The 13,267-nt window shown below is 34.1% G+C and carries 14 protein-coding genes and 2 pseudogenes; 4 read left to right on the top strand and 12 right to left on the bottom strand.

Annotated elements, in window-relative coordinates:
• Positions 1 to 132: 132 nt before the first annotated feature.
• Together HNQ94_RS01115 and HNQ94_RS01110 are read right to left on the bottom strand one after the other, a co-directional pair.
• Complete coding sequence (locus tag HNQ94_RS01115) at positions 133 to 1,329, bottom strand: chromate transporter (protein WP_174496396.1); 1,197 nt, start codon at positions 1,327 to 1,329, stop codon at positions 133 to 135.
• Between the two features lie 12 nt (positions 1,330 to 1,341).
• Positions 1,342 to 1,650: a PadR family transcriptional regulator gene (locus HNQ94_RS01110; RefSeq protein ID WP_174496395.1), complete on the bottom strand. Its 309-nt coding sequence runs from the start codon at positions 1,648 to 1,650 to the stop codon at positions 1,342 to 1,344.
• A gap of 196 nt (positions 1,651 to 1,846) precedes the next feature.
• Between HNQ94_RS01110 and HNQ94_RS01105 the strand changes: the two genes are divergently transcribed.
• From HNQ94_RS01105 to HNQ94_RS01095, 3 genes are all read left to right on the top strand, one after another.
• Complete coding sequence (locus HNQ94_RS01105) at positions 1,847 to 2,392, top strand: TVP38/TMEM64 family protein (RefSeq protein WP_174496394.1); 546 nt, start codon at positions 1,847 to 1,849, stop codon at positions 2,390 to 2,392.
• Positions 2,393 to 2,620: 228 nt separating this feature from the next.
• Entirely contained in the window at positions 2,621 to 2,842 is a 222-nt protein-coding gene (gene sda, locus HNQ94_RS01100; RefSeq protein ID WP_174496393.1) for a sporulation histidine kinase inhibitor Sda, read from the top strand.
• Between the two features lie 252 nt (positions 2,843 to 3,094).
• Entirely contained in the window at positions 3,095 to 3,814 is a 720-nt protein-coding gene (locus HNQ94_RS01095) for a LytR/AlgR family response regulator transcription factor (RefSeq protein ID WP_174496392.1), read from the top strand.
• Positions 3,815 to 3,917: 103 nt separating this feature from the next.
• Here HNQ94_RS01095 and HNQ94_RS01090 read toward each other — a convergent pair whose 3' ends face one another.
• The 6 genes and pseudogenes from HNQ94_RS01090 to HNQ94_RS01070 form a co-directional block, all read right to left on the bottom strand.
• A complete protein-coding gene (locus HNQ94_RS01090; RefSeq protein WP_246200004.1) occupies positions 3,918 to 4,295 on the bottom strand; it encodes a DUF421 domain-containing protein in 378 nt (125 codons plus the stop codon).
• A gap of 128 nt (positions 4,296 to 4,423) precedes the next feature.
• Complete coding sequence (locus tag HNQ94_RS01085) at positions 4,424 to 4,672, bottom strand: YppG family protein (protein WP_174496391.1); 249 nt, start codon at positions 4,670 to 4,672, stop codon at positions 4,424 to 4,426.
• A gap of 159 nt (positions 4,673 to 4,831) precedes the next feature.
• A pseudogene (prkA, locus tag HNQ94_RS01080) lies at positions 4,832 to 5,875 on the bottom strand (ATP-dependent protease PrkA); the annotation flags it as partial.
• Positions 5,876 to 5,925: 50 nt separating this feature from the next.
• Entirely contained in the window at positions 5,926 to 6,057 is a 132-nt protein-coding gene (locus tag HNQ94_RS19510) for a hypothetical protein (RefSeq protein ID WP_260400877.1), read from the bottom strand.
• Between the two features lie 520 nt (positions 6,058 to 6,577).
• Positions 6,578 to 7,354 (bottom strand): hypothetical protein, encoded by a 777-nt coding sequence (locus HNQ94_RS01075; protein WP_174496390.1) that lies wholly within the window; start codon positions 7,352 to 7,354, stop codon positions 6,578 to 6,580.
• A complete protein-coding gene (locus HNQ94_RS01070; RefSeq protein WP_174496389.1) occupies positions 7,355 to 8,305 on the bottom strand; it encodes a DUF3895 domain-containing protein in 951 nt (316 codons plus the stop codon). It abuts the gene before it with no gap.
• 156 nt (positions 8,306 to 8,461) lie between these two features.
• Here HNQ94_RS01070 and HNQ94_RS01065 point away from each other — a divergent pair, with 156 nt between their 5' ends.
• Complete coding sequence (locus tag HNQ94_RS01065) at positions 8,462 to 9,976, top strand: restriction endonuclease (RefSeq protein WP_174496388.1); 1,515 nt, start codon at positions 8,462 to 8,464, stop codon at positions 9,974 to 9,976.
• A gap of 109 nt (positions 9,977 to 10,085) precedes the next feature.
• Here the strand turns inward: HNQ94_RS01065 and HNQ94_RS01060 are convergent, their stop codons facing one another.
• The 4 genes and pseudogenes from HNQ94_RS01060 to selD all read right to left on the bottom strand — a co-directional run.
• Entirely contained in the window at positions 10,086 to 10,250 is a 165-nt protein-coding gene (locus HNQ94_RS01060) for a hypothetical protein (protein ID WP_174496387.1), read from the bottom strand.
• A 210-nt stretch (positions 10,251 to 10,460) separates the two neighbouring features.
• Positions 10,461 to 11,723 (bottom strand): MFS transporter, encoded by a 1,263-nt coding sequence (locus HNQ94_RS01055; protein WP_174496386.1) that lies wholly within the window; start codon positions 11,721 to 11,723, stop codon positions 10,461 to 10,463.
• Positions 11,724 to 11,758: 35 nt separating this feature from the next.
• The gene (locus tag HNQ94_RS01050) at positions 11,759 to 12,079 is read right to left on the bottom strand and encodes a DsrE/DsrF/TusD sulfur relay family protein (protein ID WP_174496385.1); all 321 of its coding nucleotides are present in this window, start codon (positions 12,077 to 12,079) and stop codon (positions 11,759 to 11,761) included.
• 151 nt (positions 12,080 to 12,230) lie between these two features.
• Positions 12,231 to 13,214: pseudogene (gene selD, locus HNQ94_RS01045) on the bottom strand (selenide, water dikinase SelD); the annotation flags it as partial.
• Positions 13,215 to 13,267: the final 53 nt, after the last annotated feature.

Below are 13,267 nucleotides of genomic sequence, written 5' to 3'. Positions count from 1 at the left end.
CTTATTTCATTAGTAAAAAGGATTTGTCCTTATCTTATCCAGCCAACCTTTGTCCATTCAAAAGTGACAAAGATGAACTTCAGAAAAAAATGTAAAAAAAGACCGCCTCTATTGAGACGGCCTTTACTGTATTTATAGGAGAGCTATTAACGTACCTCCAATTGCACCTGTCACCACAATTATCCATGGTGGTAGCTTCCAATATACGAGCATGCTAAAAAGGATAGCTGCAAAAGCGAAATCAACTGGAGCTAAGATGGAACTCGTCCAGATTGGTTGATAAAAGGCTGCAATTAAAATCCCAACGACCGCAGCATTTACTCCCATTAATGCACCTTTTACTTTTGCATTTCGTCTTAACGTGTCCCAAAAGGGCAACGTTCCGTATATTAATAAAAATGCAGGTAAAAATATAGCTGCTGTTGCTAACAAACCACCTTGCCAACCATTCATCACAGCTCCTAAGTAAGCAGCAAAGGTGAATAAAGGACCCGGAACAGCCTGTGCAGCACCGTAACCCGCCAAAAAGGCCTCTTCACTTAGCCAACCTGTAGGAACGAATTCTCTTTCTAATAATGGTAAAACAACATGTCCCCCACCAAAAACTAAAGAACCTGAACGATAAAAGCTATCGAACATAGCAATCCAATCAACCGATGTTATTTCTCTCAAAATAGGTAAAAGTACTAACAAACCAAAAAATAACGTTAAACAGATGACAGCAAATTTCCGAGAAATAGGAAAATTAACAGTTGCCTCTTCGCCACTTTCCTGTTGATGTTTATAAAGAAAATACCCTAATATAGCAGCAATCAATATAATACCAATTTGACTATAAGCTGTTTGCCAAAGCAAAGCGACAACTAAAGCAAATAAAGCAAGAGTTTTTCTTTTCAAGTCAGGAGTGAGCTTTTGTGCCATTCCTATTATGGCGTGAGCAACAACAGCTACGGCAACTATTTTCAATCCATGTATCCACCCTGCGTTACCCACATCAAATCCTTGAAGAATAAGTGCAAAAGCTATAAGTGCAATGACAGAAGGCAGTGTAAATCCTATAAAGGAAACAATGCCACCAATTGCTCCAGCCCTCATGACACCAATGCCTATTCCTACTTGGCTACTTGCTGGACCAGGTAAAAACTGACACAATGCAACTAGATCTGCATAACTCTTCTCATCCATCCATTTCCTTCTACGAATATATTCAGTGTGAAAGTAGCCTAAGTGGGCGACAGGACCACCAAATGATGTGAATCCAAGTCTAGTCGATATGAGCAATAACTCCCATAAAGTTTTCAAGCTATTATCTTTGTTGTCTCGGCTCAAATAGATCACCTCTCAATTTTTAATTTCTTTAAAAAGCTCATACGCTTTTTTTCTTGCTTCTTGTAGAACTAAATTCCCTTTTTCCGTCGTTGTGTAGTACTTTCTTATTTTCCCGTCTACATTCTTTTCCTCTTTATCCAAAAGCCCATCTGCTTCCATTGAATGTAAAATCGGATACAACGTACCAGAGCTAATCGTATAACCATGCTCCTTTAGTTCCTCGAGCATCCATACCCCAAAAATCGGATGGTCCTTGGCATGATGTAAAATATGGATTTGAATAAACCCTAGAAAAAGCTTTCGCAATACTTTATCTTCCACAGGATTCATCTCCGTTCACTAATATAGACTTTCAATATCGAAATTCAATATCGGTATTATAACATCATACATTTACTCTTTTCAAAGCTAGACGTGAAAAATTTACAAAGTCTTAACAATGCTAAAGAAATTAAAGCTTCATACTTTCAAAAAATGCTATAATTACAAAAACTTACATGTAGGAGCATCATATAAAATGGATTTCATCGTAGGATTATTAACGGAAAGTGGACCATTAGCTTATCTAGTTAGTATTTGTGCAAATATTATTGTTAGTGTATTTGCTATTATTCCAAGTTTCTTTATTACTGCTGCAAATATTACCGTTTTCGGTTTTACCGAAGGAATGCTTTTATCACTTATCGGTGAAAGTATTGGTGCCCTTATTAGCTTTATTCTATATAGAAAAGGGATAAATTTATTAAAGACAAAGTACTCCATAAAAAACCGGCTATTACTAAGACTAGAATCAAAAAGGGGTTTTGATGCTTTCGTGTTGATTTTTTTACTAAGACTTGTCCCCTTTGTCCCTTCCGGATTAGTAAATGTTGCTGCTTCCCTTAGCAGTATAAAAACATGGCTGTTTTTCTGGGCAAGTTCCTTAGGCAAAATACCTGCTCTTTTGCTCGAAGCATATTCTGTAAACCATGTACTACAGTCTAGTGTAGAAGAAAAAGCTATCCTCCTCCTTTTAACCCTTTTAGTAGGAACCTTTTATTATTTTTTTAGAAAAAGAACATAGAAATCGGAAATGAACTCATGCACTTCCGATTTTTTTCGCTAATATTTTCCAACAAATATTATAAAAAAGCCTAATATGTCGATTTTAGGATACGAATTAGACAATATAGTAATTGAAATACCTAACAATTTGATTCTATTAAAAGGGAGAGTTATTAGAAAAAGTTTAAAACTATGTAAAATAGTGAATATACTCATATAATATTTTTAATTTATTTTTCTAAGGGGGTTGTTATTTATTCATCACTTAAGTTTTAAACAACTCAGCAAATCCTATGAGGTTGCACGAACATTGAATTTAGAAGAAGATTTCTTAAACATGTTAAAGCAAGAAATGAAGCGAAGAAGTACAAATTTTAAGATAAGACGAAAATGGACTAACGGGGTCCCGACTGATGATCCTATTAATGCAAAAAGGGTACATACAAGACTTATAAACCTACTTGCTTAGCCAACTTTCCTCATGAAAAACACTAACCACCTAAATGTCCGCAAACAAATCAACGACTTTTAATATGTAAAAATTTTCTTATCTATAAAAAACATAGACTCTCCTTATATTTGCCAATTAGATATAAGTCTTCATAATGATACAATGAGTATGTATAACCCATCATTTCTTGAAACCATTTTCTTTTATCAAACAGTTCGCCTCATGAAATTGATGCTTTTAGTCATCTACGTAGAATTGGAGGTAATTTGTTTGAATCAGAAAATTAAAGTAGTAATAGCTGAAGACAATACTGCTGCTCAAGAAATACTGATGAGCTTTATCGAACCCCTTGATCGATTTGAACTTGTTGGTGTGGTTAATCATGCGGAAAAATTACTAGAGTTAACTGCCAACATAAAACCTGATTTAATCATTGCCGACATTAATATGTCACAACAAAACGGGATTGATGTAATCCGTTCATGTTTAGAAATAAATCCTACGTTGAAGTTTATCTTTACTTCAGCTAGCAAAGAGCATGCAGTTAAGGCTTTTGATCTAAATGCTGTTGATTACATGTTAAAACCCCTCAAGAAAGAACGATTATATGTTGCCTTAGAAAGGGCAAAGAATTTGTTAGTTAATACCAATCAACTAGTAAACAACCCAATCTTAACCATTAAAATGGACAGAACTTCTTATTTCATTCACTTTTTTAACATTATATTTATAGAGAAAGCTGACCGAAAAACAATTATTCACACATTTGACCAGCAATATGAAACGAATGATTCATTAGATTATATCTTTCAAAAATTAGACAGTCGTTTTTACCGAACACACCGTTCTTTTATAGCAAATACAACTTTAATTTCCCATATCACTCTAGAAGGGGAAACCTATTTTGTTCACTTCAGAAACTATCCAAACCATGCTCATCTATCTAAGCTTCAAAAAAACCAACTAATAAAAGCAATATCCGAAAACTAAACAAACCCTAAGGTACTGTAATAGGCCCTTAGGGTTCATTTTTGTATTGAAATGATGCAATATCATCAGTTTTGATAGAACAAAATCATGTGATTGAAAGATATTATTTAGAAAAGTTTTGCTTACTATCTACAAATAGAGTACCATCTTGTTGAACTTCGGCGTAAAAAACATTGGATACTGAATTTATTCCAGATTGTTTAAGTTGTTTTTCCAACCAATCTGTATCCAATTTTAATTTTGATAAATTTTTCTTCAGAACTTTACCATCTGATATTACTTCTGTTGAAATTGGGAATAGTTTCTTTTTACTGCTAATGTTCATATCATTTTTTGTGACTGATTGTTTTGGTTCCTTTTTCATCACTGATATTTTACCGTTTGTTTCAAAGATAGCATAATCAACATCAGTCATTGAGAATACATTTTTTTGCCTTAACATCGCATTTAGTGAATCTATATCCAAGCGACTTTTTTTCAATGCATTTTCAACAATTTTTCCTTCTTTGATAACAACTATTGGGTCACCTGTAGTTTTTTATTTATCACTGATTTCACCTCCCCTTTTACTTCGTTGTGTTCAAACTAAAATCAAAAACCTGTTTTCTTTTAAGAAAACAGGTTTTTGTAGGGAGCTCGTTTATTTTTTATAAACTTTGTAACAAGTGGGCTTACTTGACTATAAATACTTTTTGCTTGTTGCGCTGTTACTTGAATTTTTTCTATATCTAGATTGCCTTCTGGAGTACGAAATGTAGTTAATAAACTAGATATCCCTCCAGGAGTTTTCTGTTGGGGCCTAACATGAGGTGGAATTCTTGGAGGCATAGGTTGCTGTCTAGGTCTCATTGGGTACATGATTAACCCCCCTTTCCTTTTTTTATTATGTATATGATGTAATAAACTTTTTGGAAAGGTTTTTGTCCCTTTACCATCTTATATGATTTTGAATGAGCGGTTAAAAGGGAATAGAAAAAGGAAAAAAGGCATTCGTTAACCGAATACCTTTTTAATATATTACCTATTCAACAAACTCCCAACATATCTTAACAATTCATTCGCAGAGGTCGTATCATACCCATATTCATCAATTAATGTTGCGATGACCTCATTCATTTTCTTCAATTGCTGCTCATCAGGTGTTTTCGTGCTTGTCGTTATTTTCACGATATCTTTCAAATCAGCAAATAACTTCTTCTGTATTGCTTCTCTTAATCTTTCATGGGAATGATAGTCAAATCTTTTCCCTTTTCGTGCATAAGCCGAGATACGAATTAATATTTCTTCACGGAAAGCCTTTTTCGCGTTTTCAGAGACACCTATTTGCTCCTCAATGGAACGCATAAGTTTTTCATCTGGAGACATTTCATCCCCAGTAAGTGGATCTTTTAACTTCGACTTATTACAATATGCCTCTACGTTATCCAAGTAATTATCCATTAACGTTTTAGCTGACTCCTCATAGGAATAAACAAAAGCTTTTTGAACTTCTTTTTTCGCAACCACATCATACTCTTTTCGGGCCACAGAAATAAAGGTGAGATACCGTTCCCGGTCATCTTTAGAAATAGATGGGTGATGGTCGAGGCCTTCCTTTAGGGACCGGAGTACATCTAATGCATTAATGGATTTTGTATCTTTTTTAATAATGGCACTTGATATTCGATTCATAATAAAGCGTGGATCAATTCCATCCATACCCTCTTCAGGAAATTCATTTTTAAACTTTTCTACGTCTACGTCACTGAAGCCTTCCACATTATCTCCATCATAAAGACGTAGCTTTTTTAATAAATCAATGTCTTGACGTTTTGACTCTTTTAATCTCGTGAGGATCGTAAAAATGGCGGTGATTTTTAATGTGTGAGGGGCTATGTGTACATCCTTCATATTACTTTCTCGAATCATCTTTTGATAAATCCGTTCCTCTTCACTTACTTTCAAATTATAAGGAACAGGCATGACAATCATCCGGGAATGTAGTGCTTCGTTTTTCTTGTTGGCAATAAATGAACGATATTCCGATTCATTCGTATGAGCAATGATTAACTCATCAGCAGTAGAGGATAAGACTAAAACAATCAACCCATGGAAAAAAATATAATTCCTTTTTATAAGTGTGGATATTCTTCTTTTAAATCATTTAAAATTGACTCCAATCGCATAATCAAAAAACTAGCTTCTTCTTCAGATAGTGTTCGGGATTCATACGATTTAATCAGTTCGTTAAAATCAATTACCATGTTAAAAACCTCCTTTTGCACTAACTTATTAACGAATGTTAGCATTTATAAATTACAATTGCTAAAACCTTGTAATTATGATGGTTTTCCCTCCAACATAAGAAAAATTGCCCAAAGAACATACCTGTACTGGAATAACAATAACATGTAAACTTATCTTTTTTAAAAACCCATAGGATATGAACTCAATTAATGGTAGAGCTTATTTATTAATACGATTATTAGAAACAATTAATAACAATAATAAAATTATCACTGTTGAAATTAGAAAAATGGAAGAGTATGATTCATTAGATAATTCAAAAGTTTTCTCTAACCCTCCTGCAATAACTTGAGACGATTGTATGGAGAAGTGTAACGAAAAAATTAGAAGTAAAGATAATCCTATCCATTGAATTACCCTACTCGAAGAAGTTAGCCAACTATTGATAAAATCAAAATAATAAATTGCAAGCCCAATGACCACAACTTCTACAAAGAATAAAACTAACAAGAAAGAGCACCCCTTAATATTTTTTAATTACTCTATCAAAACACCAGGATGCCCTTCTTGTTGACATTTATAGCATGCGTGCATTAGCGTGGATACCAACTTCTCCCCACATACTTTGCAAGGTTTTTTTCTATATTTATCCCATAAGAAAGCACATCTTTTACAGAATGTTTTTGTATCTTCTTCCCAATTGGTTAAATAACGAATGCTATCGTCAATAGAACGTATAACAGCTTCTGTTTTAATCTCCACCTCATACTTTTCCCAAGCTAATAATTGTGTTTTTTCCCTAACTAATTTTTTTCTTAATTCATCAGGATGAGGAGCAACACCATGTTGTGTGGAAAACTTCAGTTTAATTGGTTTATCAAATTCTATCTTGCACCTTCCACAACGATACTTTGGTGTCATTGTTTTACGTTCATTAATGCTAATCTTTTGGCAACTAGGACAAGCATCTCGTGTTTCAGTGAACAACTTTAGTACATCTTGAATTTCCTTATCTGAGATTTCATTTTCATTATATACCCCATCAACTTTTTGATAATAAATAGGATAAATTTCTCTAATATGTTTTTTATAACTCTTTGGATGCCAAAAATGTTGCAACACTAAGGGTTGTTGTTTGCTACCGCATTGTTCACATTGTTCCTTAATAAAATCTTTTCGTTGATTTCTCCATTCTTTTCGTTGCCATGGTTTTGTACCTGAGCTAAATACTATGTTACTTACTTCCTGATAGGTCATAGTTCCATTTTGCAAGGATGATTTATAACTTTTTAATTCATTTAAATATATCTTCAATTACATTCTTCCTTTTACGATAAGATCAGTGATGTTGTTTTGTTCAACACTAATGTCTCCAACATCCGCTAAGGATTTCAAAAACAAACAAACATATGGGTAAATTTTGGGCTTAGCAGTTGAATACCGTTTATTTGGAGCTTTATTATCTTTAATTAGAAGTTCACACATTAGCCTTGCACTTGTAACTCCTTCTCGAAGATAATCTGAAATCGCATCCATTTGCACATGAGAAAGTTCAGATATTTCCCATGAGGGTTTATCTTCACGCTCAAAAAGCTCCAACTCCATGTGATAGTCATATTTATGATTATTTGCCTCTTTCTGAGGTGTGACACTGGGAGGTTTAGTGGAAATTCTTTGTCTATGTATTTTCTCTTCGTGCTCACTTATCAGATTTCCTAACCTCTGAATCTGTCTGTCTAGAAGAGGTAAATGTAGATTAAGGTGTTCCTCAATATCAGAAGGTATTTGTAAATCCTCAGGCAAAATAAAAGGTAAATGCCATCCACTTGAAATTTTAACTAGAAGTTCATCTAATTCATAATCAATCTTTTGGAATCCTTTAATTACCTCTTTGACTATTTCAGAAGGCAAACCTGAATGCTCTTCGAAATGAACAATTCCAAACTTTCTTATTTCATTAGTCTTCACATGTCGGATAATATATTGGTAACGTAATTGTTTTCCACATTCACAATATAACTCTTTTACTCTCCAATTATCGCCTCCGTCAATTACATCTTCTAAAACCCAGTCCTCTAGCAGACCCTCTAACTGTTCATCTGTCAGATGCTCACTAAACGATGATAAGCCTTTGTCCTTTGCCATAACATTTGCAAAAACCGTTTTCTTTCCCCTCTTAGCCTTATATAAAAGAAACTCCCGTTGATCATTAGAAAGCTGTTTTAATATGCTGCCTCTTTCTTGTACACTCAAAATATCCTTCATATTTCCCCTCCAGTTCAATTAATTCCTTTTCTCGACATTTTATATATAAACATTCTCTAGCACTCTAAAAATCACCTTTTCTTTTTTGTCATAAAATGTAATTTTTAACCTGTTTATGGGTAAGATTCGTATTAGAAGGATATCGGAGGTGTTTGGATGTTGGAGAAACAAATTTCCAATCGATATTTAAAGGAATCAAAGGTGATTAGAGCAAAAAGTGAACTTGAATTAGAACAAAAGGTAAAAATACAAAAACATCAGTGGAAGAAAAAAGAAGAAATTCAAAAAATGAAAGATGCTGCTTTTGAAAATACTCGTAGAGCTTTATCTTTAGTCGAGGAATACCGTTCATTACTAACATCATCACTTTCTTATAACCATATTATTGATTGGGATAAATTAATGAGTTATTCTCCTTTTTCCAAAAGTGAACCATTACTAGATACATATATAGACCAGATAGGGGTTCCATCTGAGAATTTATTTTTAGAAACCCTGTTTTCTTCCTTGAAGAAAAAACGTATCGACAAAGAAAGAGAGGCAAAAAAGCTTTACTACAAGGCATTTACCGAATATCAATATGAGAAAAATTCATTTATCAATATGCAAAAGGAAAAAAATCAAAAAGTAGAGAACTTTAAAAGCTCATTACATAAAGGCGAAAGTGAAACAATTGAAAAATACATTAAAAAAGTATTATCTAATTCACCTTATCCAAGTGCCTTTACCAAAGACTTTGATCTTCAATATGATGGTAATTCTCGTTCTTTAATTGTTGAATACTTCTTACCCCATCCTGAACGAATACCTCGGGTTATTGAATACAAATACGTTCAGACCCGTAAAGAAGTTGATGAAAAAATAATGAAGGACAAGGACTTTCAACAATATTACGATGATGTTCTGTATCAAATTACCCTTCGAACAATATATGAATGTATCTCTGCTGACTACGTACATCATATAGAAACTATTATCTTTAATGGACTAATTAATGGTATAGATACCTCAACAGGTAATGAATTTACTTCGTGTATTTTAAGTTTACACGTAGATAAAGAGGAGTTTATGAAGTTAAATTTAGAAAGAATCGTACCAAAGGACTGTTTCCAAAAACTTAAAGGATTATCAGCAGGACCTTTACACCAAATAGCCCCAGTGAAACCGATCCAGTCTATCAATAAAGAAGATAAGCGTTTTGTAGATTCAAAAGAAATGTTGACTGAAGCAAATTCCATACCTAACTTAGCACAAATGCCCTGGGAAGATTTTGAACACTTAGTTTCGGGATTATTCAGATTATATTTTGAAAGATTTGGGGGCGAAGTAAAAGTAACAAGAGCATCTAGAGAGGGTGGTGTAGATGCGATAGGATTCGATCCTGATCCAATTAGAGGTGGAAAAATTATCATACAAGCAAAACGATATAACAAAGTTGTTCCAGTTGCACATGTTCGGGAGTTAAATGGTATTATGAATCACGAAAAAGCGATTAAAGGCATTTTAGTTACAACTAGTTATTTTGGAAAGGATTCCTGGAACTTTATAAAAGACACTCACATTGAATTAATTGATGGTCCTAGGTTATTACACCTATTCAATGAATTTGGATATAACGTACGTATCGATATTAAGAAAAAAATAACAAAACAAAAAAAAGAGGTTAACTGATAACAATCATTATAACTATTGATATGGGTAGATATGGAAGCAACTTTCTATGAAACAGACGGAAAACAATCCCTTTTACATCAAATCGTAAAAGGGATTGCAATTTTTCTTATTCATTTTTTAATCTGTCTCTTACTAAAATATTAGCTACTTCTTTGTGAAACAATTTTATTCTTTCATCTCTATTCTTTTTATTTGGTGGAATAATTTCTACATATCCATTAGGTACTTCAATCCGCTGAATATCATTAGAGAGTTTCTCACTTTTATCCACCGTATTTCGTCCCCCCACAAGCTTTTACAACACTTTATGAATACGAGGGTGCTTTTATAACTATTATCTGGCTCACCTTATCAACTAGAATAATCATATTTGTACAGACTAATAAGTATGTATTTGTTCAACTATTAATCATTATAATAGCCAGTTTAATCAAAAAAAGCGTTAATCTAATATGATTAACGCTTAAAAGTATAAGATTTTCTATCGTTTCCGAATTCCAGTCCATAAAACCACAGGAATTAGTATTAAGGACAAGAATCCCCCTGCCAATGATAAGACTGTATAACTTGAACCAGCAACAACCATTCCAGACAAGGCTCCACCTGATGCACCTGCTAACGCAATAAAAACATCTACTGTACCTTGGGTTTTTGCGCGAGTTGATGATTCTGTTGAGTCCACAATAAGTGCTGTACCGCTTATCAAACCAAAATTCCATCCAATTCCAAGTAAAGACAAAGCAATGACAAGGTAAATCATAGATTCACCAGGAGCGAATGCTGCTATTATTCCAGAGAGGAGTAATATAATTCCAGAAGCTATTGCCATAATAGTTCGACCAAATTTATCGACAAGAACACCAGTAATAAGTGATGGAAGATACATAGAACCTATATGGACACCAATAACAAGTCCAATTGCACTTAATCCATGACCATGGTGTTCCATGTGTACGGGCGTCATTGTCATAATAGCTAACATCACCATCTGAGAAAGAACCATAATAATTGCACCCACTGTAATACCTCTTTTATTTTGGACCTGTTCTTCCTCCTCTATGGATCTACCTTGCTGCTGATGATAACCATTCATTCTCTTTACAATTAAAAATGGGTCAGGACGTAGCAATAAAAAAATGATAAGTCCTGCTATGAGAAATGCTGTTCCCGATAAAATAAAAGCACCTGCTAGTGCAGGAATGTTAATTGAGACAGCAAAATCGCCCATTACATCCACTAAGTTTGGACCAGCAAACGCACCAAAAGTTGTAAAAACCATTGCAATACTAACAGCAGTAGCACGCTGGTTTTTATGTGCTAAGTCTGTACCTGCATAGCGAGTTTGGAGATTTGTTGCTGTGCCAGCACCGTATACAAAAAGAGAAATAAATAAAAGAAAAATATTACTTATAATAGCTGCAATCACTACCCCAATTGCCCCAAGTCCTCCAACTAGGAAACCTGTTGTAAGTCCTATTCTACGTCCATATCTTTGAGAGAGTCTTCCTACAAAAAATGCCGCTAAAGCCGACCCTAAAGTAAATAATGCAGCTGGGAGACCAGCAAATGCATCTGTTCCCATCATCTCTTGAGCAAGTAGTGCACCTACTGTAATTCCCGCTGCAAGCCCTGCGCCTCCAAAAATTTGAGAAATACTAACGATTATTAATGTACGTTTATACAATCGTTTTTGTTTTTCTGGAGAATCTATATAACTTTGTGCCAAGTCAATTTCATGAGACATGATAATACCCTCCTTCCAAAATGTTGTCTCAAGTTTTAAAAAGTGACCATCTTATCAGCCCATTCAAGTATGTCTACACAATCATTCATCGTTGAAATTGGACAAATTGTTTGATTCTCTAGTTTTCGTGATTGGATGCAGGTGCCACAAGCAAATAAAATACCTTTCGCCTCAATGAATTTTTCCATTTCCTTCGGAACATTATATTGCTCATGATTAACTTGATCGCATTCTACTGCCTCACCCATCAAAAAAACCTTCACATATAAACCTCGCTCCACACAAGCGTTAGCGAATCGAAAGGCATTCCAAGCTTTCTCAGCTTCTTTTGTTTCAATAATTATTCCGATCCTCACTATTAACACGCCCTTAACAATAATTTTTAAAATGTATAGGTTTATTGTATAAGGGTTTATTTAATAAGTGAAATGCATTATTCTTATATTTATAATGCAAATTGCGTATTATTAGAATCAAAAATAAAAGCAACCAAATAGATTGGTTGCTTTATAAGATAGTTTGTTTCGTCAATATAGGAGTTTTTCTTTTATCCATTACTTTACCAATTACATGACCAACAATGCCCTTTTCTGATAACTTCTTTTGAAGTTCATCTACTTGTATTTGGGGAACAACTATTAATAATCCCCCCGAGGTTTGTGGGTCATGGAGTAATAATTCTTCCTGCGATGTGATGTTTTCTGTATACTGAACTTTTGTTTTGTAGGTAGAAAGATTATTAAATAAACCTTCTGATGTTGCACCATTATTTAGCAAGGCAAATACATCAGACAAATAAGGGATTTTTTTCAATTCAAGTTCTATGGATACATTACTATTTTCAGCAATTTCACAAAGATGACCTATCAAACCGAAACCTGTCACATCGGTACATGCGTGTGTTTCAACCTGTCTCATCGCTGAGGAAGCTTCTTTGTTTAAGCTTAACATCTCACTAATTACAATATCTTGCTGTTCATTAGATGCTATTTTTTGATCTATTGCAGTTGTATAAACACCAATCCCAATCGGCTTTGTTAAAATGACAGCATCACCAACACGGGCACCTTTTTTCTCTATAAAGCGCTGTCCGTTAGGAATTTTACCAGTAACGGCAAGCCCGTATTTGGGACTTGTATCATCAATGGTATGTCCACCAACAATATTGGCACCTGCTTCTTTTAACTTATCTACACTACCTTTTATCATTTCTTCCAGATAAGACAATGGAAGGGTAGATGTAGGGAATCCAATAATATTTAAAGCAAATAACGGATCTGCGCCCTTTGCATAGATATCACTTAATGCATTTGCACATGCTATCGCACCAAATTGATATGGATCATCTACAATTGGCGTTATTATATCAACAGACTGTACCATGACCTCATTCTGCCATAAGTAGCCAATGGAATCTTCTCCAATTCCAGCTATTAATTGCTTATCTTGTGATACGGGTATATTACGCAAAACTTGCGTAAGGTCTAGTGACCTAACTTTACTTGCTCAGCCTGAACCTGTTGAGTATGAAGTTAATGAGATAC

Origin of the sequence: Salirhabdus euzebyi (assembly GCF_014207435.1) — a bacterium.
Taxonomy (GTDB): domain Bacteria; phylum Bacillota; class Bacilli; order Bacillales; family Alkalibacillaceae; genus Salirhabdus; species Salirhabdus euzebyi.
This window is presented reverse-complemented; position numbering and strand designations above follow the sequence as displayed.